The 17,737-nt window shown below is 61.6% G+C and carries 21 protein-coding genes; 19 read left to right on the forward strand and 2 right to left on the reverse strand.

Features of this window, described 5'->3' with window-relative positions; genetic code table 11:
- Positions 1 to 276 precede the first annotated feature (276 nt).
- Both AC07OG_RS18645 and fliK read right to left on the reverse strand, forming a co-directional pair.
- Complete coding sequence (locus AC07OG_RS18645; RefSeq protein ID WP_060541433.1) at positions 277 to 606, reverse strand: EscU/YscU/HrcU family type III secretion system export apparatus switch protein; 330 nt, start codon at positions 604 to 606, stop codon at positions 277 to 279.
- Complete coding sequence (fliK, locus tag AC07OG_RS18650) at positions 603 to 2,177, reverse strand: flagellar hook-length control protein FliK (protein WP_495067748.1); 1,575 nt, start codon at positions 2,175 to 2,177, stop codon at positions 603 to 605. Before fliK ends, AC07OG_RS18645 begins: the two co-directional genes overlap by 4 nt.
- Positions 2,178 to 2,376: 199 nt before the next feature.
- Here fliK and ccmA point away from each other — a divergent pair, with 199 nt between their 5' ends.
- From ccmA to phnK, 19 genes are all read left to right on the forward strand, one after another.
- Entirely contained in the window at positions 2,377 to 3,012 is a 636-nt protein-coding gene (ccmA, locus tag AC07OG_RS18655; protein ID WP_495067749.1) for a cytochrome c biogenesis heme-transporting ATPase CcmA, read from the forward strand.
- Positions 3,009 to 3,677 carry a heme exporter protein CcmB gene (ccmB, locus tag AC07OG_RS18660; RefSeq protein ID WP_060541436.1) on the forward strand — a complete coding sequence of 223 codons (669 nt, stop codon included), beginning with the start codon at positions 3,009 to 3,011 and terminating at the stop codon, positions 3,675 to 3,677. Before ccmA ends, ccmB begins: the two co-directional genes overlap by 4 nt.
- 92 nt (positions 3,678 to 3,769) lie before the next feature.
- A complete protein-coding gene (locus AC07OG_RS18665) occupies positions 3,770 to 4,525 on the forward strand; it encodes a heme ABC transporter permease (RefSeq protein ID WP_060541437.1) in 756 nt (251 codons plus the stop codon).
- Positions 4,522 to 4,698, forward strand: a complete 177-nt coding sequence (ccmD, locus tag AC07OG_RS18670; protein WP_218425164.1) for a heme exporter protein CcmD — start codon at positions 4,522 to 4,524, stop codon at positions 4,696 to 4,698. Before AC07OG_RS18665 ends, ccmD begins: the two co-directional genes overlap by 4 nt.
- Positions 4,695 to 5,150 carry a cytochrome c maturation protein CcmE gene (gene ccmE / locus AC07OG_RS18675; RefSeq protein ID WP_060541439.1) on the forward strand — a complete coding sequence of 152 codons (456 nt, stop codon included), beginning with the start codon at positions 4,695 to 4,697 and terminating at the stop codon, positions 5,148 to 5,150. Before ccmD ends, ccmE begins: the two co-directional genes overlap by 4 nt.
- 3 nt (positions 5,151 to 5,153) lie before the next feature.
- Complete coding sequence (locus AC07OG_RS18680) at positions 5,154 to 7,142, forward strand: heme lyase CcmF/NrfE family subunit (RefSeq protein ID WP_060541440.1); 1,989 nt, start codon at positions 5,154 to 5,156, stop codon at positions 7,140 to 7,142.
- On the forward strand, positions 7,139 to 7,675 hold the full coding sequence (locus tag AC07OG_RS18685) for a DsbE family thiol:disulfide interchange protein (RefSeq protein WP_060541441.1): 537 nt from the start codon (positions 7,139 to 7,141) through the stop codon (positions 7,673 to 7,675). The genes AC07OG_RS18680 and AC07OG_RS18685 overlap by 4 nt, the downstream gene beginning before the upstream one ends.
- Complete coding sequence (locus tag AC07OG_RS18690) at positions 7,672 to 8,142, forward strand: cytochrome c-type biogenesis protein (protein WP_495067750.1); 471 nt, start codon at positions 7,672 to 7,674, stop codon at positions 8,140 to 8,142. Before AC07OG_RS18685 ends, AC07OG_RS18690 begins: the two co-directional genes overlap by 4 nt.
- Complete coding sequence (gene ccmI / locus AC07OG_RS18695) at positions 8,139 to 9,341, forward strand: c-type cytochrome biogenesis protein CcmI (RefSeq protein WP_218425163.1); 1,203 nt, start codon at positions 8,139 to 8,141, stop codon at positions 9,339 to 9,341. The genes AC07OG_RS18690 and ccmI overlap by 4 nt, the downstream gene beginning before the upstream one ends.
- Before the next feature lie 14 nt (positions 9,342 to 9,355).
- The gene (locus AC07OG_RS18700; protein ID WP_060541444.1) at positions 9,356 to 9,763 is read left to right on the forward strand and encodes a hypothetical protein; all 408 of its coding nucleotides are present in this window, start codon (positions 9,356 to 9,358) and stop codon (positions 9,761 to 9,763) included.
- 586 nt (positions 9,764 to 10,349) lie between these two features.
- Positions 10,350 to 11,183, forward strand: a complete 834-nt coding sequence (gene phnC, locus AC07OG_RS18705) for a phosphonate ABC transporter ATP-binding protein (protein ID WP_095061677.1) — start codon at positions 10,350 to 10,352, stop codon at positions 11,181 to 11,183.
- A gap of 43 nt (positions 11,184 to 11,226) precedes the next feature.
- Entirely contained in the window at positions 11,227 to 12,240 is a 1,014-nt protein-coding gene (gene phnD, locus AC07OG_RS18710) for a phosphonate ABC transporter substrate-binding protein (RefSeq protein WP_495067751.1), read from the forward strand.
- 149 nt (positions 12,241 to 12,389) lie between these two features.
- Positions 12,390 to 13,172, forward strand: coding sequence for a phosphonate ABC transporter, permease protein PhnE (phnE, locus tag AC07OG_RS18715; protein ID WP_060541447.1), 783 nt, complete (start codon positions 12,390 to 12,392; stop codon positions 13,170 to 13,172).
- Between the two features lie 39 nt (positions 13,173 to 13,211).
- On the forward strand, positions 13,212 to 13,916 hold the full coding sequence (phnF, locus tag AC07OG_RS18720) for a phosphonate metabolism transcriptional regulator PhnF (RefSeq protein WP_495067752.1): 705 nt from the start codon (positions 13,212 to 13,214) through the stop codon (positions 13,914 to 13,916).
- Positions 13,917 to 13,927: 11 nt separating this feature from the next.
- The gene (gene phnG, locus AC07OG_RS18725; protein WP_256352724.1) at positions 13,928 to 14,377 is read left to right on the forward strand and encodes a phosphonate C-P lyase system protein PhnG; all 450 of its coding nucleotides are present in this window, start codon (positions 13,928 to 13,930) and stop codon (positions 14,375 to 14,377) included.
- Positions 14,377 to 14,967 carry a phosphonate C-P lyase system protein PhnH gene (phnH, locus tag AC07OG_RS18730; RefSeq protein ID WP_060541450.1) on the forward strand — a complete coding sequence of 197 codons (591 nt, stop codon included), beginning with the start codon at positions 14,377 to 14,379 and terminating at the stop codon, positions 14,965 to 14,967. Before phnG ends, phnH begins: the two co-directional genes overlap by 1 nt.
- A complete protein-coding gene (locus tag AC07OG_RS18735) occupies positions 14,967 to 16,043 on the forward strand; it encodes a carbon-phosphorus lyase complex subunit (protein WP_495067753.1) in 1,077 nt (358 codons plus the stop codon). The genes phnH and AC07OG_RS18735 overlap by 1 nt, the downstream gene beginning before the upstream one ends.
- The gene (locus AC07OG_RS18740; RefSeq protein WP_495067754.1) at positions 16,036 to 16,908 is read left to right on the forward strand and encodes an alpha-D-ribose 1-methylphosphonate 5-phosphate C-P-lyase PhnJ; all 873 of its coding nucleotides are present in this window, start codon (positions 16,036 to 16,038) and stop codon (positions 16,906 to 16,908) included. The genes AC07OG_RS18735 and AC07OG_RS18740 overlap by 8 nt, the downstream gene beginning before the upstream one ends.
- Positions 16,905 to 17,711: a phosphonate C-P lyase system protein PhnK gene (gene phnK / locus AC07OG_RS18745; RefSeq protein ID WP_060541453.1), complete on the forward strand. Its 807-nt coding sequence runs from the start codon at positions 16,905 to 16,907 to the stop codon at positions 17,709 to 17,711. Before AC07OG_RS18740 ends, phnK begins: the two co-directional genes overlap by 4 nt.
- Positions 17,712 to 17,737: the final 26 nt, after the last annotated feature.

Here is a 17,737-nt window from a genome sequence, read left to right on the forward strand (position 1 = left end):
GGTTCTATGTCCGGCACAGAACATGTGTTCACCGCAGATTAGCTGTGGGAGGCGCAGTTGATGAGCAAGTTGCACAAACACTGATAGAAATCTGTAGGAGCGAGCATGCTCGCGATGGACGTTAACGATGACGCGGGCCTTCTGGAGAAACGCGGCGCTCATACCTCCATCGCGAGCAGGCTCGCTCCTACAGTGGTTTTATGTCCGGCATAGAACATGCGTTCACCGCAGATTAGCTGTGGGAGCGGGCTTGCCCGCGAAGACGTCCTCTAAACCTCAATAGTCATCCCCGCGTTCGCTGATGTCCTTCTCCACCCTCGGCGCATCCGGATCCTGCCCCGCCGGAAACTTCCCCTTCAAGTTCCAGGCAAACGCAATGATCTCGGCAATCGTCCGATACAGCTCCTCAGGAATACTGTCCCCCAGCTCCATGCGCGCCAGCATTCTCACCAGCTCGGCGTTTTCATAGATTGGCACTTCGCAGTCGCGGGCAATGCGCAAGATTTCTTCGGCCAGTTCTTCGTCGCCCTTGGCGGTGAGGGTAGGGGCGTGGCTGCCGTCGTATTTGAGGGCGATGGCCTGGCGTGGGGCGTTGGGGTTTTTCATGCGGTTTCGTCGACCCAGCGTTGATCGAGGCGGGTTTGGGGGCCTTGGGGCGGCGAGCCGTGGTGACAGTCGAGGTCGCCGACGTTCAGGCCGCAGGACAGCAGGCGTTCGCGCAGAGCGGCCAGGTTACTTTCAATCAGGCTGGCGGTATAAGGCCGTTCGGCCCACAGCTGACTGGACAGGCTGCCTTTGATCAACTGTGCCTGAATCTGCAAGGGGCCCAAGGCTTCCATGTCGAAGGCCAGCTCTACACGCCATAGTTGTTGTTTCGTTTCGCGTTCTTCGCGGCGCTCATTGGGGTGGTCGTGCTCAGGGGCTTCTTCACGCTGGAACTTGACCTGCAAGGGCACGATGTCTTGCAGATTGCGCATCGGGATTTCCAGCTGCCAGGTGCTCATCAGCCGTCCGTCGGCGGTGACGCCGGTTTGTTCCAGGCTTGCCAGCTGGTGGCTCTGCAGGCGTGAAACCGCGGCGGCGGCCAGGCGCAGCAGGTGTTCGAGGTCCTCCTCACCCTCGGCGCCTGGCAGTTGGCGCTCGGCAAGCGGAAAGCCGGTCGGCGACGGTTTGGCGCTGACCTGGCCGAGCATGCCCAGGGCGTTGCGCACGAAACTCGGCATGGTCTGGGCCAGGGTGTTGGCCGCAACGATTGCGCCGAGGCTGGTGTTGGCCGGCAGGCCCTGACTCAATTGCGCCACCAGTTTGAGCAGATCGCCCTTCATGTCGGGCGCCAGCGTCGGGTTTTGCCCGGTGAGCAGTTTGCTTTCGAGAAACACACCGCTGCCGGCAAGGGCCTGGGCAAGGCCTTTGGCCGTACTCAACTGTTGAACATCCGGCAGGCCGGCGAGCAAACGGGTAGCGGCGCTGCGCAACTCAGCGGATGTCTGGTCCGAGGGTGGAAGGCTCTGCAGGAGCTTGAGCAAGCCATCCAGCGATCCCTGGCGACTTTGCTGGTCGACCAGTTGCCGGGTCACCGCCAGTTGTTCCTGTCGACTGCTCAGAGGCACGAATTTCACGGTCTGGGCGTCCTGCACCTGCGCGCTCAACAAGGTGCCGATGCGCAAGGGCTGCGGGCTGTCTATGCTCAGGGTGCTGCCGCTCAGTGCGGTGTTGAGCAGGCTCACCATCGAATGAAATACCAGGGGCTGGCCGGGCAACCGGGGCAGCACTTGCGAGGTCAGCACTTTACCCTGCAGCAAGGTGCCAACGGGCAGTTGCGCGGTGTCGAGGCGGGTGAGGGTGGCGATGCTGGAAGCAATGGCCTGTTGTACCGTCACGGCCAGGCTGCCGGCCGAGGGTTGGCTGACGACCAGTGTGGTGCCCAGGGCCAACGGTTGATTACCGGTAGTCTGGACCGTGGTCTGGCGGCCGCTGTCGAGTGTGACCTTGAGCAGCATCTGGAAAGTCTGGTCCGCCTGCTTGAGCGACAACACTTCGGCCTGGGCGGTTTGACCGACGCTGATCAACCCGTCCATCGGCGTCAGCAACTTGAGCAACTCACCGCTGAGCACCTGCGGGCGCGAAGTCGCCGGGAGGATTTGCGGTAGCGGCAGGATGTTCATTTCGCCTGTCATACGCGGTCACAACCTGAGGAAAATGCACTCTTTAGAGTAAGGCATGGCATGTATAATGCGGCGCCGTTGTATCCAAAAATGGCGAAAACTTTGCAATTATTTGACGCAGCTCTCTGGAACAAGCCGTCATTGCATTTATGCTGCATCTCTTTAACGGCCGCGCCAGTGCCGACTTGAACCGTATAAGGCCCGTGATCCCTTGACCAGTCCCGTCCTGCAAACCGTTGACCTTGCCTGCGAGCGAGACCTTCGGCTGCTCTTCGAAAACCTCGAGTTGCGACTGGCCAGTGGCGAAATGGTACAGATCAGCGGCCCCAACGGCAGTGGCAAGACCAGTCTTTTACGCCTGCTGAGCGGGCTGATGCAGCCGACCGCGGGCCAGGTGCTGCTCAATGGCCAGCCGTTGAACGCGCAACGCAGCGAGCTGGCGCGCAATCTGCTGTGGATCGGTCACGCCGCCGGCATCAAGGATTTGCTGACGCCGGAGGAGAATCTGAGCTGGCTGTGTGCCTTGCATCATCCGGCTGACCATGAGGCGATATGGCGGGCTTTGGCGGCGGTCGGGCTGCGTGGGTTCGAGGACGTTCCGTGCCACACCCTGTCCGCCGGCCAGCAGCGTCGCGTCGCGCTGGCGCGCTTGTACCTGGACAGTCCGCCGTTGTGGATCCTCGATGAGCCGTTTACCGCCCTCGATAAACAAGGCGTGGCGCAGCTTGAAGAACACTTGGCCGGCCACTGTGAACGTGGCGGCATGGTGGTGTTGACGACTCACCACACCCTGAGCCGGATGCCGGCCGGTTATCGCAACATTGATCTGGGGAACTGGGCCGTATGAGTGTTTTCGGCCTGTTGGTCGCCCGCGAGGCTCGCCTGCTGTTTCGTCGTCCCGCGGAGCTGGCCAATCCGCTGGTATTTTTCGCCATCGTGGTTGCGCTGTTCCCGCTGGCGGTCGGACCCGAGTCTCAATTGTTGCAAACCTTGTCTCCGGGACTGGTCTGGGTGGCGGCACTTTTATCGGTCTTGCTCTCGCTGGACGGGCTTTTCCGCAGTGATTTCGAGGATGGATCGCTCGAACAGTGGGTCCTTTCGCCGCACCCCCTGGCTCTTCTGGTTTTGGCCAAGGTGCTGGCACACTGGGCGTTTTCCGGCCTGGCACTGGTGTTGCTCGCGCCTTTGCTGGCGTTGATGCTCGGTTTGCCTGCCGCCTGTCTGCCGGTGTTGCTGCTTTCGTTGCTGCTCGGTACACCGGTGCTGAGCCTGCTCGGTGCAGTGGGCGCGGCATTGACGGTGGGATTGAAGCGCGGCGGACTGTTGCTGGCGCTGCTGATTCTGCCGCTGTACATCCCGGTGTTGATCCTTGGCAGTGGCGCCTTGCAGGCAGCCTTGCAGGGCATGCCGGCGACCGGTTATCTCCTGTGGCTTGGCAGCCTGACCGCCCTGGCGATAACTCTGACACCTTTTGCAATAGCCGCTGGCCTGAAGATCAGCGTCGGCGAATAATAATGAGGCCTGGTTAAAAATTAACCACTCTTTTTGAAAAAAAGCAGGCCCTGGCTCTACACAGTAAAGAGCAACCGTGACGGAAACAGAGTATGAACTGGACGTGGTTTCACAAGCTTGGCTCGCCCAAATGGTTTTACGGCATCAGCGGCAAACTGCTGCCCTGGCTGAGCGTCGCGGCGTTGCTGCTGATCGGCATTGGCGTGGTCTGGGGCCTGGCCTTCGCGCCGCCGGATTACCAGCAGGGCAACAGCTTTCGCATCATCTACATCCACGTCCCGGCTGCCATGCTGGCGCAGTCCATCTACGTGATGCTGGCCGTGTGCGGCATCGTCGGCCTGGTCTGGAAAATGAAACTGGCCGACGTCGCCCTGCAATGCGCCGCGCCCATCGGTGCCTGGATGACCGCCGTGGCGCTGGTCACCGGGGCGATCTGGGGCAAACCGACCTGGGGCTCGTGGTGGGTCTGGGATGCACGCCTGACGTCCATGTTGATCCTGCTGTTCCTGTACTTCGGTCTCATTGCGCTGGGCAACGCCATCAGCAATCGTGACAGCGCGGCCAAGGCCTGTGCGGTGCTGGCGATTGTTGGTGTGATCAACATCCCGATCATCAAATACTCGGTAGAGTGGTGGAACACCCTGCACCAGGGCGCGACCTTCACCCTCACGGAAAAACCGGCGATGCCCGCCGAGATGTGGCTGCCATTGCTGCTGACGGCGTTGGGTTTCTACTGTTTCTTCGGCGCGGTCCTGCTGCTGCGCATGCGCCTTGAAGTGCTCAAGCGCGAAGCCCGGGCCAGTTGGGTCAAAGCCGAAGTGGAAAACAGCCTGGAGGCCGCTCGATGAGTTTCGCTTCATTCGGCGACTTCATCGCCATGGGTCATCATGGCCTGTATGTCTGGTCAGCCTATGGCATCTGCCTGGTGGTGCTGACCCTCAACGTGGCGGCGCCAATCCTGGCCCGCAAGCGGTATCTGCAACAAGAGGCGCGTCGTCTGCGCCGGGAGAACGGCAAGTGAATCCGCTGCGCAAAAAGCGTCTTATCATCATTCTCGCGATCCTGGTCGGGGTCGGCGCTGCCGTCGGCCTGGCCCTGAGCGCCCTGCAGCAGAACATCAATCTGTTTTACACACCGACCCAGATCGCCAACGGTGAAGCCCCGCAGGACACGCGCATCCGTGCCGGCGGCATGGTCGAGGCGGGCTCGCTGCAGCGCTCGGGCGATTCCCTGGATGTGAAGTTTGTCGTCACCGACTTCAACAAATCCGTGACCATCACCTACCGCGGCATCCTGCCGGACCTGTTCCGCGAAGGGCAGGGCATTGTCGCCTTGGGCAAGATCAACGCCGATGGCGTGGTAGTGGCCGACGAAGTGCTGGCCAAGCACGATGAGAAGTACATGCCGCCGGAAGTGACCAAGGCTTTGAAAGACAGCGGTCAATCAGCTCCAACGCCCGCGAAGGAGGGTTGATCCATGACGTCCGGTATCTTTATTCCCGAACTTGGGCACCTGGCCATGATCCTGGCCCTGTGCTTCGCCCTGGCCCAAGCCGTGGTGCCGTTGCTCGGTGCCTGGCGCGGTGACCGCCTGTGGATGAGCCTGGCCCAGCCGGCCGCCTGGGGGCAGTTCACCTTTCTGGCGTTTGCCTTCGGCTGCCTGACTTATGCCTTCATGGTGGATGATTTTTCCGTCGCCTATGTGGCCAATAACTCCAACAGCGCCTTGCCCTGGTACTACAAGTTCAGTGCCGTGTGGGGTGCCCACGAAGGTTCCTTGCTGTTGTGGGCGTTAATTCTGGGTGGCTGGACCTTCGCGGTATCGGTGTTCTCCCGGCAGTTGCCGCAAGTCATGCTGGCCCGCGTGCTGGCGGTGATGGGCATGATCAGCACCGGTTTCCTGCTGTTCCTGATCATGACCTCCAACCCGTTCAAGCGCATCCTGCCGCAAGTGCCCACCGATGGCGCCGACCTTAATCCGTTGTTGCAGGACATCGGCCTGATCGTTCACCCGCCGATGCTGTACATGGGTTACGTCGGGTTTTCCGTGGCCTTCGCCTTCGCCATTGCGGCGCTGATGGGCGGACGCCTGGATGCCGCGTGGGCACGCTGGTCGCGTCCATGGACCATCGTGGCCTGGGCCTTCCTCGGTATCGGCATCACCCTCGGTTCGTGGTGGGCCTACTATGAACTCGGCTGGGGCGGCTGGTGGTTCTGGGACCCGGTGGAAAACGCCTCGTTCATGCCATGGCTGGTTGGCACCGCGCTGATTCACTCCCTGGCGGTCACGGAGAAACGTGGCGTGTTCAAGAGCTGGACGGTGCTGCTGGCCATCGCCGCGTTCTCCTTGAGCCTGCTGGGCACCTTTCTCGTGCGTTCCGGCGTACTGACTTCGGTGCACGCCTTTGCCTCCGACCCGGAGCGTGGCGTGTTCATCCTGATTTTCCTGCTGTTTGTGGTCGGTGGTTCGTTGACCCTGTTCGCCCTGCGCGCGCCGGTGGTCAAGAGCCAGGTCGGCTTCAACCTGTGGTCGCGGGAAACGCTGTTGCTGGGCAATAACCTGGTGCTGGTGGTAGCGGCTTCGATGATCCTGCTGGGCACTTTGTATCCGCTGATTCTCGATGCCATGACGGGCGCCAAACTGTCGGTCGGCCCGCCGTACTTCAACGCGCTGTTCATTCCGTTGATGGCGTTGCTGATGGTGGTGATGGCAGTCGGTATGATCGTGCGCTGGAAAGACACGCCGGTGAAATGGCTGTTGAGCATGCTCACGCCGGTACTGCTCGGCAGCGCCGCCCTGGCCGTTGTGGCCGGTATTGCGTATGGCGATTTCAACTGGGCGGTCCTGGCGACCTTCATGCTCGCGGCCTGGGTGTTGCTGGCCGGCGTGCGTGACATCTTCGACAAGACCCGGCACAAAGGCCTGATCAAGGGCTTGCCGACCCTGACCCGCAGCTACTGGGGCATGCAGGTTGCGCACCTGGGCATCGCCGTATGCGCCCTGGGTGTCGTGTTGTCGAGCCAGAACAGCGCCGAGCGTGACCTGCGCCTGGAACCGGGCGAGTCCATGGACCTGGCCGGTTATCACTTCGTGTTCGAAGGGGCCAAGCACTACGAAGGCCCCAACTTCACCTCCGACAAGGGCACTGTTCGCGTCATCCGCAACGGCAAGGAAGTCAGCGTGCTGCACCCGGAGAAGCGTCTCTACACCGTGCAGAACTCGGTGATGACCGAAGCCGGGATCGACGCCGGTTTTACCCGTGACATCTACGTTGCCCTCGGCGAACCCCTGGGCGATGGCGCCTGGGCCGTGCGCGTTCACGTCAAACCGTTCGTGCGCTGGATCTGGTTCGGCGGTCTGCTGACCGGTTTGGGCGGATTGCTGGCGGCGCTGGATCGGCGTTATCGGGTCAAGGTGAAAAGCCGTGTGCGTGAAGCACTGGGCATGTCGGGAGCCACTGCATGAGACGTTGGTTGATGTTGTTGCCACTGGCGATTTTTCTGGTGGTCGCCGTATTTCTGTACCGTGGGCTTTACCTGAACCCGGCCGAGTTACCTTCGGCGATGATCGGCAAGCCGTTCCCGGAATTTTCCCTGCCGGCGGTGCAGGGCGACAAGACCCTGACCCGTGCCGACATCCTCGGCAAACCGGCGTTGGTCAATGTCTGGGGTACCTGGTGCATTTCCTGCCGGGTCGAGCACCCGGTGCTGAACAAGCTGGCCGGGCAGGGCGTGGTGATCTACGGCATCAACTACAAGGACGTCAATGCCGATGCCTTGAAGTGGCTGAGCGAATTCCACAACCCCTATGTGCTGGACATTCGTGACGATGAAGGCTCGCTGGGCCTGAACCTCGGCGTGTATGGCGCGCCGGAAACCTTCTTCATCGACGCCAAGGGCATCATCCGTGACAAGTTTGTCGGCGTGATCGACGAGCAGGTCTGGCGCGAAAAACTGGCGGCCAAATATCAGGCGCTGGTCGACGAGGCCAAGCCATGAAGCGCTGGATTGCCGCCGCTGTTCTGGGCTTGAGCATGGCCGGCGTCGCACATGCAGCCATCGACACCTACGAGTTCGCCAGGGAAGGCGATCGCGAGCGCTTTCGCGAGCTGACCAAGGAGCTGCGTTGCCCCAAGTGTCAGAACCAGGATATTGCCGACTCCAACGCACCGATCGCCGCCGACCTGCGCAAGGAAATTTTCCGCATGCTCGGCGAGGGCAAGGACAACCAGCAGATCATCGACTTCATGGTCGATCGCTACGGTGACTTCGTGCGCTACAAACCAGCCCTGAACGCCAAGACCGCGCTGCTCTGGTTCGGCCCGGCCGGCCTGCTGCTCGGCGGTGTGGTGATCATCGCGGTGATCGTGCGCCGCCGTCGTGTGCAACGCTCTGATACCAAGGATGAGCTTTCCGCCGAGGAGCGCTCGCGCCTCGACCACCTGTTGGATAAAAACCAAGAATGATTGATTTCTGGCTTGCTGCAGGTCTGCTGCTACTGGTTGCCCTGAGTTTTCTGTTGATCCCGATCCTGCGCAGTCGTCGTGCACAACTCGAAGAGGATCGTACCGCCCTGAACGTCGCCTTGTATCAGGAGCGCGTGGCTGAGTTGCAGACTCAGCAGGAAGAGGGCGTGCTTGATGCGGCGCAGATGGATACCGGGCGCGCCGAGGCAGCCCGGGAGTTGCTGGCGGACACCGAGGGGGTCGAAGCGCCGCGGGTGTCTCGTTTGGGCAAGCCCTTGCCATTGCTGGCGGCAGTTCTGGTGCCGGTTCTCGGTCTGGGCTTGTACTTGCATTACGGTGCCAGCGACAAGGTCGAACTGACCCGCGAATTCGCCCATGCACCGCAAACGATGGAAGAAATGACCCGTCGCCTGGAGCGCACCGTCGCCGCTCAACCGGATTCCGCAGAAGGCGTGTATTTCCTCGCTCGTACCTACATGGCGCAGGATCGTCCAGCGGATGCGGCGAAGATGTTCGAGCGCACGGTGAGCCTCGCCGGTCGCGAGCCGGAACTGCTCGGCCAGTGGGCCCAGGCGCAGTATTTCGCCGATGGCAAGAAGTGGTCGGACAAAGTCCAGGCCCTGACGGATGAAGCGCTCAAGGCCGATCCGAAAGAAGTCACCAGTCTCGGCCTGCTCGGTATCGCCGCGTTTGAAAGCGAGCGTTATCAGGACGCCATCGACTACTGGAACCGGCTGCTGGCGCAACTGGCACCTGAGGACAAGTCCCGCGAAGCCTTGCAAGGCGGCATTACCCGGGCCACGGAGAAACTGGTGGCCAGTGGCGGCAAGGTTGCAACAGCACCTGTGGCGAAGGCTGCGGCACTGCTCAAGGTCAGCGTCGATCTGGCAGCGGAGCTCAAAACCAAGGTCCAGCCCGGCGACAGCGTGTTCATTTTCGCCCGTGCGGTATCCGGTCCACCGGCTCCGCTGGCGGTCAAGCGCCTGACCGTGGCAGACCTGCCGGTCACCGTCGAACTGGGCGATGCCGATGCAATGATGCCGCAATTGAAACTGTCGAACTTTCCTGAAGTCCAACTGGTTGCGCGCATTTCCCGTGCCGGCAAACCAACGGCAGGCGAGTGGATCGGTCGCAGCCAGCCCCTGGCCAGCAGCACCACCGCGCTACAACAATTGACCATCGACAGCCCGGATAAATAACAGGAAACGCCACCATGACCGCCATTGCTCGTATTGCCCTGCTCAGCGCTGTTTTGGGGTTAAGCGCTTGTGCGGTCCAGCGTCCACCGGAACAGCCGACCCCGACACCGATGCCGCCGTCGCAGCCCAAACCTACGCCATCGACGTCGCCCACCCCGAGCAAACCGAGCGTCCCGGCCAAACCGGCCAAGCCGATGCCGCGTACCTCGGCCAGCTTCGCGCCGCCGCCGGGCGGGAACAGTCATTGGGATCAGAAGCTGGGGGTTTATGTGCTTGATGACCAACCCAATACCTTCTATCGCCAGCGGACTTACTACCGTTGGGATAATGGCTGGAGCCGTTCGATCAGCCCGAAAGGGCCTTGGGAGGAAACGGATATCCACGGGGTGCCGGGCGGGTTGGGACGGCAGTTCGAGCAGTAACGCAGAGAGGCGATCTTCGGGTCGCCTTTTTTGTGGGCGTTGATTGTTTTTCGGGCGGCGTGTGAACTCTTTGGGAATGAGTTTGTTCGCGAAGGCGGCCTGATAGCCGGCCTGTCTTTTGTTGACCGGATACATATCCGTTTCTGCGGTAATGGCGACTTATGGTTCCGCTCTTACAGCGGGTCACTTTTGGCAAACGCCCGGAGTGCCGGCCCAGCCAAAAGGAACCAAAAGGTCTCGCCCCTTACGTACGGCCCCTCGCTGAGGCTCGGCGTTCCTTCGCTCCGGTATTCATCCGGGGGCATTGCCCTCCGGTCGGCTTCGCTTCGACCTACATGCAATGAGTTCGACTGCGTCGAACGGCGCTGCGCGCCAATCCCCGGATAAACACCTCCACTCAGCCTCCCGAGGGGGCGGGTGAATCAAGACCAAACGCGGCAGCCCTCCAGCTCAACCTTTCACAAAACCTTCATCAAATGATTCACCCAGTGACATGTGCAAGTCATAGGGCTGACATGCGACGTGCCTAAAGTCTGTTGAACTCAAATACGGCCACGGATGGCTGTTCAACCAGACAGAGAAGCCCATGAACGCAGCTATCCATGTCGATCATCTGAACAAGACCTTTGCGCGTAAGACCGCACTGGTCGACCTCGAACTGACCATCGCGGCCGGTGAGATGGTCGCGCTGATCGGCGCGTCCGGCTCCGGCAAATCCACCTTGTTGCGCCATCTCGCGGGCCTGGCCTGTTGCGATAAAAACAACGGTGGCAGCGTCAAAGTGCTGGGGCGGGAAGTACAGGCGAGCGGACGGCTCAATGGCAAGGTGCGCCGCTTGCGCGCCGACATCGGCTACATCTTTCAGCAGTTCAACCTGGTCAATCGCCTGAGCGTGCTCGACAACGTGCTGCTCGGTTGCCTGGGCCGCATGCCGCGCTGGCGTGGCAACCTGGGCCTGTTCAATGCCGAGGAAAAACAGTTCGCCATGGAGTCCCTGGCCCGCGTCGGCCTGGCTGACCTCGCCGCACAGCGCGCCTCGACCCTGTCAGGTGGGCAGCAGCAACGCGTGGCGATTGCCCGTGCGCTGACCCAGCGTGCCGAAGTCATCCTTGCGGACGAGCCGATCGCCTCCCTGGATCCGGAATCGGCGCGCAAGGTCATGGAAATCCTCGCCGACATCAATCGCCGCGACGGCAAGACCGTGGTGGTGACCCTGCATCAGGTCGACTACGCCACCCGCTATTGCCCGCGCGCCGTGGCGCTGAAGGCCGGTCGGATTCATTTCGATGGCCCGGGTACTGAGCTCAGTGGCGCGTTCCTCAACGATCTGTACGGTGCCGACATCGACACCAGCCTCATGTGCTCCGAGCCTTCCCGTCACAACGAAGCTGCACCCCGGCTGGTGCTGGCGCGTGTTTGATCACTCCGGATTCCCCAACCGTTCACCCTTAGGAAACTTTTCCATGTTGAACCGTATCGGTCGCGTTTTTGCTGGTGCAGCACTGCTCACCGGTTGTTTGATGGGCACCGCCCAGGCTGAAGAAAAAGCCATCAACTTCGGCATCATGTCCACCGAGTCTTCGCAAAACCTCAAGAGCGTCTGGCAGCCATTCCTCGATGACATGCAGAAGCAAACTGGCTTGAAGATCAACGCCACATTCGCTTCCGACTATGCCGGCCTGATCCAGGGCATGCGTTTCAACAAGGTCGATGTGGCGTGGCTGGGCAATAAGGCCGCCATCGAAGCCGTGGACCGTTCCAACGGCGAGATCTTCGCCCAGACCGCTGCAGCCAGTGGCGCTGCCGGTTACTGGAGCGTGTTGATCGCGCGCAAAGACAGCCCGATCAACTCGGTCGACGACATGCTCAAAGACGCCAAGAACCTGACCTTCGGCAACGGTGATCCGAACTCCACCTCGGGCTATCTGGTGCCGGGCTACTACGTGTTCGCCAAGAACAACGTCGATGCCGCCACCGCGTTCAAGCGCACGCTCAATTCCAGCCATGAGGTCAACGCCTTGAGCGTGGCCAAGGGGCAACTGGATGTGGCGACGTTCAACACCGAAAGCTGGGATCGCCTGGAAGTCACCCAGCCCGACAAAGCTGCGCTGCTGAAAGTGATCTGGAAGTCGCCGCTGATCCCTGCCGACCCGTTGGTATGGAGCAAAGCGCTGAGTGACAGCGAGAAGAGCAAGATCCGCGATTTCATCTTCAGCTACGGCGACACCGACGAAGAGAAAGCGGTGCTCAAGGGCATGCAACTGGGCAAGTTCCTGAAGTCCAGCGACGACCAGTTGCTGCCGATTCGTCAGCTCGAGTTGTTCAAGCAACGCACCACGATCAGTGCGGACACCAAGCTTGAGGCGGCGGATAAAGCCAAGAAACTGGCCGAGATCGATGCCGAGCTGGCGAAGTTGCAAGAGCGCATCACTTTGCTCGACAAAACCGCCGACAAAAAATCCGCAGCCAACGGCTAACCCCGGTAGGAGCGAGCCTGCTCCGGGCGGCGTTCCGTCGATGAACGTATGGACACCGCGTTTCTCCCGGTTTCCCGCGTCATCGTTGACGACCATCGCGAGCAGGCTCGCTCCTGCAGGTTCTGCATTACGCAATCTAGAGAACCCTCATGACCACTCTGCACGCTGAAGCTGTTGGCAAGCGTACCTGGCCGCAATACGCCGCTTGGGGCCTGTTTCTGGTCCTGCTGGCCTGGGCCTGGCACGGCGCTGAAATGAATCCGATGGCGCTGTACCGCGACTCGGGAAACATGGCGACGTTCGCCGGGGACTTCTTCCCGCCGGATTTCCATGAATGGCGCATGTACCTCAAGGAAATGCTCGTCACCGTACAAATCGCCCTGTGGGGCACGGTGCTGGCGATTGTCTGCTCGGTGCCGCTGGGCATTCTCTGCTCGGAAAACATCACACCGTGGTGGATCCACCAACCGCTGCGCCGGGTGATGGATGCGTTCCGCTCGATCAACGAAATGGTCTTCGCCATGTTGTTCGTGGTGGCCGTCGGGCTGGGGCCGTTTGCCGGGGTATTGGCGCTGTGGATCAGCACCACCGGCGTACTCGCCAAGCTGTTCGCCGAAGCCGTCGAAGCGATTGATCCGGGCCCGGTCGAAGGTGTTCGCGCCACTGGTGCCAGTGCCTTGCAAGAGGTGATCTACGGCGTGATTCCGCAAGTGATGCCGCTGTGGGTGTCCTACGCGTTGTACCGCTTCGAGGCCAACGTGCGTTCGGCGACGGTGGTGGGAATGGTCGGCGCAGGCGGGATCGGGGTGATTCTGTGGGAGAACATCCGCGCCTTCCAGTTCACGCAGACCTGCGCCGTGCTGCTGGTGATCATCGTTATCGTCAGCCTGATCGACATCCTGTCGCAACGCCTGCGCAAGCAGTTCATCTGACTTTTTCGGAGGGGTGCCCCCGGGCGCTTTTTTTAAAGCATGCAGTTGTCTAGACAAGATGAGCCGGTGTACCGCGAATTGGCCGACATCCTGCGGCGGGAGCTGGCGGAGTACCGCGCCGGGGATTTCCTGCCGGGCGAGGTGATGCTGGCCGAGCGCTTCGGCGTCAATCGCCACACCTTGCGCCGTGCCATCGATGAACTGGTGTTCGAAGGCAGCCTGTTGCGCCGCCAGGGCAAAGGTACCCAAGTGCTGGAGCGGCCGCTGATTTATTCGATGACCGCCGACAGTGCCTACAGCCAGTCGCTGTCGGCCCAGGGGCATGGCGTCGAAGCATTGTTGCTCAAGCGCCGTTACTGCTTTGCCAGCCGCGAAGAAGCCCAATATCTGGGCATCGCCGAGATGGCGCCGATGATCGAATTGCAGACCTTGCGCAAGCTCGACAATCAACCAGTCAGCCTGATCCGCCATCGCTACTGCGCCACTCACGCGCCGCTGCTGGCCGACTACGTCGGTGGCTCTTTGCGCAAATACCTGAGCGAACGGGACCTGCCGCTGACCCGTACCCAGAGCCTGATCGGCGCCCGATTGCCCAACCGCGAAGAAGCCGCGCTGCTGCTGATGCCCCGGCATCTGCCGGCGCTGAGTGTCTTCACCCTTTCCCGCGACCGCGACGGCCGTGCGGTGGAGCTGGCCCAGTCCACCAGCCGTTCGGATCGCTTCCAGTACCAGGTCGTCACCTGATGGAGAATGCCATGCAAAACCCTGTTCCTCACGCCGAACGGCAGCACTGGATCGGCGTACTGGCCCGCGCCCGTCGCAGTGAATTGCAGCCCTTTGAGGATGCGCTGCGCGACATTGAATACCAACTGATCCGCGCCCCGGAAATCGGCATGACCCTGGTCCGTGGCCGCATGGGTGGCAATGGCGCGCCGTTCAACGTCGGCGAAATGAGCGTGACCCGCTGCGTGGTGCGCCTGGCCGATGGCCGCACCGGCTACAGCTATCTGGCGGGGCGCGACAAGGTTCACGCCGAACTGGCCGCCCTGGCCGACGCGCATTTGCAGGGCGTGCAACAGCGCCATTGGCTGGCGGACATGATCACGCCTCTGGCTGGCGCTCAAGCTGAGCGCCGGGCACAAAAAGAGGCGGAAACCGCCGCCACCAAAGTCGAATTCTTCACCCTCGTGCGAGGAGAAAACTGATGAGCGCACAGCTGTTGCAACCGGCCTTCAGCGACCCGGTGCTGGATGCCCAGCGCGGATTTCGCGCTGCACTCAAGGCCTTGGCCGGTCCCGGTCTGATCCAGACGTTGCACCCCACGCCGACCCTTGAAGGCCTGGCACCCGCGACATATGCACTGTGCCTGGCAATGTTCGATGTCGACACACCGCTGTGGCTGGCGCCGTCCTTCGACACACCGCTGATCCGCGCCAACCTGGCGTTCCACTGTGGTTGCCCGCTGACGACCCAGCGTGAAGACGCGCGATTCGCCTTGCTTGCCACCGAGGATCTGCTCGACCTGAGCGGTTTCGACACCGGCAATGATCGTTATCCCGACCAGTCCTGCACTTTGTTCATTCAGCTTCCCAGTCTCGATGGCGGGGCAGGGCTGAAGTGGCGTGGACCGGGGATTGAAAGCGAACACGACGTGGCGCTGCCGGTAGCCGATGGCTTGTGGCGCGAACGTGAACGTCGCAACGAATTCCCCCGTGGCCTCGACCTGTTTTTCACTGCCGGCCACGACCTGATCGGTTTGCCGCGCAGTACCCGCATCGCAGAGGAGCGTGCCTGATGTACGTAGCCGTCAAGGGTGGCGAACAGGCCATCGACAATGCCCACCGCCTGCTGGCAAAAAAACGTCGGGGCGATACCGCAGTCACTGAGTTGAGTGTCGAGCAGATCCGTCAGCAACTGCCGCTGGCAGTGGCGCGGGTGATGAGCGAAGGCTCGCTGTACGACGAAGAACTCGCCGCGCTGGCGATCAAGCAAGCGGCGGGGGATCTGGTGGAAGCAATCTTCCTGCTGCGCGCCTACCGCACCACGTTGCCGCGCTTCAACCCGAGCCTGCCGATCGATACCCAGAACATGCAGCTCAGCCGACGCTTGTCCGCGACCTTCAAGGACGTGCCGGGCGGGCAACTGCTGGGGCCGACCTTCGATTACACCCACCGTCTGCTGGACTTTGCCTTGCTGGCCGAAGGCGAATATCCGGGGCCGCAAACCACGCCGAATGCCAGCCTCGAAGCGTGCCCGCGAGTCCTCGGTTTGCTGGCGCAGGAAGGCCTGATCAAGACCGAATCCGACAGCGGCGAAAGCGTGGCCGACATCACCCGCGACCCGCTGGAGTTGCCCGCCAGTCGCGCTCAACGCCTGCAAGCCCTGGCCCGTGGCGACGAAGGTTTCCTGTTGGCGCTGGGCTATTCGACCCAACGCGGTTATGGCCGAAACCACCCCTTCGCTGGAGAGATTCGCATCGGTGAAGTCGAGGTCTGGATCGACCCTGAAGAGCTGGGTTTTGCGATCAACCTGGGCAGCATCGAAGTCACCGAGTGCGAGATGGTCACCCAGTTCGTCGGCTCGGCCACGGAGCTGGCGCAGTTCACTCGCGGCTACGGCCTGGCCTTCGGACACGCGGAGCGCAAGGCCATGGGCATGGCGCTGGTGGACCGTGCGTTGCGCGCCGACGAATACAACGAAGAAGTTGTTTCCCCGGCGCAGCAGGAAGAATTCGTGCTGATGCACTGCGACAACGTCGAGGCCGCCGGTTTTGTCTCGCACCTCAAGCTGCCTCACTACGTCGACTTCCAGGCCGAACTGGAACTGATCCGCAAACTGCGCAAGCCTGCCGAGGGCCAAAACCATGAATGACGTGAGCCAGGCACCCGTGCGCGATGCGGCGTACAACTTCGCCTACCTCGATGAACAGACCAAACGCATGATCCGCCGCGCCTTGCTCAAGGCCGTGGCGATCCCCGGTTATCAGGTGCCGTTCGGTGGTCGCGAGATGCCGCTGCCTTACGGTTGGGGCACCGGTGGCATGCAGTTGACCGCCGCGATTCTAGGTGACGAAGACGTGCTCAAGGTCATCGATCAGGGCGCCGACGACACCACCAACGCCGTGTCGATCCGCCGCTTCTTCGCCCGCACCGCAGGCGTCGAAACCACCGAAAGCACGCCTGACGCGACGGTGATCCAGACCCGTCACCGCATCCCGGAAACCCCGCTGCACGCCGATCAGATCATGGTCTATCAAGTGCCGATTCCCGAGCCGCTGCGCTTCATCGAACCGTCGGAAACCGAGACCCGGACCATGCACGCCCTCAACGATTACGGGGTCATGCACGTCAAGCTTTACGAAGACATCGCGACCTTCGGCCATATCGCCACGGCGTACGCCTACCCGGTGATGGTCGACGAGCGCTACGTGATGGACCCGTCGCCGATCCCCAAATTCGACAACCCGAAGCTCGACATGAGCCCGGCGCTGATGTTGTTCGGCGCTGGCCGCGAGAAGCGTCTGTACGCGGTGCCGCCTTACACCAAGGTCACCAGCCTCGACTTCGAGGATCATCCCTTCGAAGCGCAGAAGTGGCAAGCGTGCTGCGCGATTTGTGGCAGCCGTGAATCGTTCCTCGACGAGCTGATTCTCGACGACGCCGGCACCCAGAGCTTCGTCTGTTCCGACACTTATTACTGCGCCCAGCGCGTCAGCCAGCAGGAGCAGGGCCAATGAACCAGGCGCTGAAAAACGATCTGTCCGTGTCCACTGAACCGCTGCTGCGAGTGCGTGATCTGTCGCTGTTGTACGGGCCGGAAAAGGGCTGTCAGGACGTCAGTTTCGACCTGTACCCCGGTGAAGTATTGGGAATTGTCGGCGAATCCGGCTCGGGCAAATCCACCTTGCTCTCGCTGCTCAGCGGCCGCCTGCCGCCGCAGCGCGGCAGTATCGGTTACCGCGACAAACAGGACCAATGGCTGGACCTGTACAGCGCCAGCGAAGCCGAACGTCGCACCTTGCTGCGCACCGAATGGGGGTTCGTCGAGCAGAGCCCGCGTGATGGTTTGCGCATGGGCGTGTCCGCTGGCGCCAACATCGGTGAGCGCCTGATGGCCCAGGGTGTGCGCAATTATCAGCAGCTGCGCGGGGCCGGTCTCGACTGGTTGAGTCAGGTGGAAATCGATCCGCAGCGCATTGATGACCTGCCCCGGACCTTCTCCGGCGGCATGCAGCAGCGCCTGCAAATCGCCCGCAATCTGGTGTCGAGTCCACGGTTGGTGTTCATGGACGAGCCAACCGGTGGCCTCGATGTCTCGGTGCAGGCGCGCTTGCTCGATTTGTTGCGCGGACTGGTGCGTGAACTGGATCTGGCGGTGGTGATTGTCACCCACGATCTCGCTGTTGCGCGTCTGCTGGCTGACCGTTTGATGGTGATGCGCCGCTCGCGGGTGGTGGAAACCGGACTGACCGATCAGATCCTCGACGATCCGCAGCACCCTTATTCGCAACTGCTGGTGTCGTCGGTGTTGCAGCCCTGAAGCCCCGTTCAATAGTGGAAACCGAG

The sequence above is a fragment of the Pseudomonas sp. GW821-FHT09H03 genome (assembly GCF_059415945.1).

What these genes read in the sequence shown, in the direction of transcription:
- phnF (WP_495067752.1), top strand. Translation starts at nt 13,212, where the DNA reads ATGCAGTTGTCTAGACAAGATGAGCCGGTGTACCGCGAATTGGCCGAC.
- AC07OG_RS18735 (WP_495067753.1), top strand. Translation starts at nt 14,967, where the DNA reads ATGTACGTAGCCGTCAAGGGTGGCGAACAGGCCATCGACAATGCCCAC.
- AC07OG_RS18700 (WP_060541444.1), top strand. Translation starts at nt 9,356, where the DNA reads ATGACCGCCATTGCTCGTATTGCCCTGCTCAGCGCTGTTTTGGGGTTA.
- fliK (WP_495067748.1), bottom strand. Translation starts at nt 2,177, where the DNA reads ATGACAGGCGAAATGAACATCCTGCCGCTACCGCAAATCCTCCCGGCG.
- phnK (WP_060541453.1), top strand. Translation starts at nt 16,905, where the DNA reads ATGAACCAGGCGCTGAAAAACGATCTGTCCGTGTCCACTGAACCGCTG.
- phnD (WP_495067751.1), top strand. Translation starts at nt 11,227, where the DNA reads ATGTTGAACCGTATCGGTCGCGTTTTTGCTGGTGCAGCACTGCTCACC.
- AC07OG_RS18680 (WP_060541440.1), top strand. Translation starts at nt 5,154, where the DNA reads ATGACGTCCGGTATCTTTATTCCCGAACTTGGGCACCTGGCCATGATC.
- AC07OG_RS18645 (WP_060541433.1), bottom strand. Translation starts at nt 606, where the DNA reads ATGAAAAACCCCAACGCCCCACGCCAGGCCATCGCCCTCAAATACGAC.
- ccmD (WP_218425164.1), top strand. Translation starts at nt 4,522, where the DNA reads ATGAGTTTCGCTTCATTCGGCGACTTCATCGCCATGGGTCATCATGGC.
- phnE (WP_060541447.1), top strand. Translation starts at nt 12,390, where the DNA reads ATGACCACTCTGCACGCTGAAGCTGTTGGCAAGCGTACCTGGCCGCAA.
- phnH (WP_060541450.1), top strand. Translation starts at nt 14,377, where the DNA reads ATGAGCGCACAGCTGTTGCAACCGGCCTTCAGCGACCCGGTGCTGGAT.
- phnG (WP_256352724.1), top strand. Translation starts at nt 13,928, where the DNA reads ATGCAAAACCCTGTTCCTCACGCCGAACGGCAGCACTGGATCGGCGTA.
- AC07OG_RS18740 (WP_495067754.1), top strand. Translation starts at nt 16,036, where the DNA reads ATGAATGACGTGAGCCAGGCACCCGTGCGCGATGCGGCGTACAACTTC.
- AC07OG_RS18685 (WP_060541441.1), top strand. Translation starts at nt 7,139, where the DNA reads ATGAGACGTTGGTTGATGTTGTTGCCACTGGCGATTTTTCTGGTGGTC.
- ccmI (WP_218425163.1), top strand. Translation starts at nt 8,139, where the DNA reads ATGATTGATTTCTGGCTTGCTGCAGGTCTGCTGCTACTGGTTGCCCTG.
- ccmB (WP_060541436.1), top strand. Translation starts at nt 3,009, where the DNA reads ATGAGTGTTTTCGGCCTGTTGGTCGCCCGCGAGGCTCGCCTGCTGTTT.
- phnC (WP_095061677.1), top strand. Translation starts at nt 10,350, where the DNA reads ATGAACGCAGCTATCCATGTCGATCATCTGAACAAGACCTTTGCGCGT.
- AC07OG_RS18690 (WP_495067750.1), top strand. Translation starts at nt 7,672, where the DNA reads ATGAAGCGCTGGATTGCCGCCGCTGTTCTGGGCTTGAGCATGGCCGGC.
- AC07OG_RS18665 (WP_060541437.1), top strand. Translation starts at nt 3,770, where the DNA reads ATGAACTGGACGTGGTTTCACAAGCTTGGCTCGCCCAAATGGTTTTAC.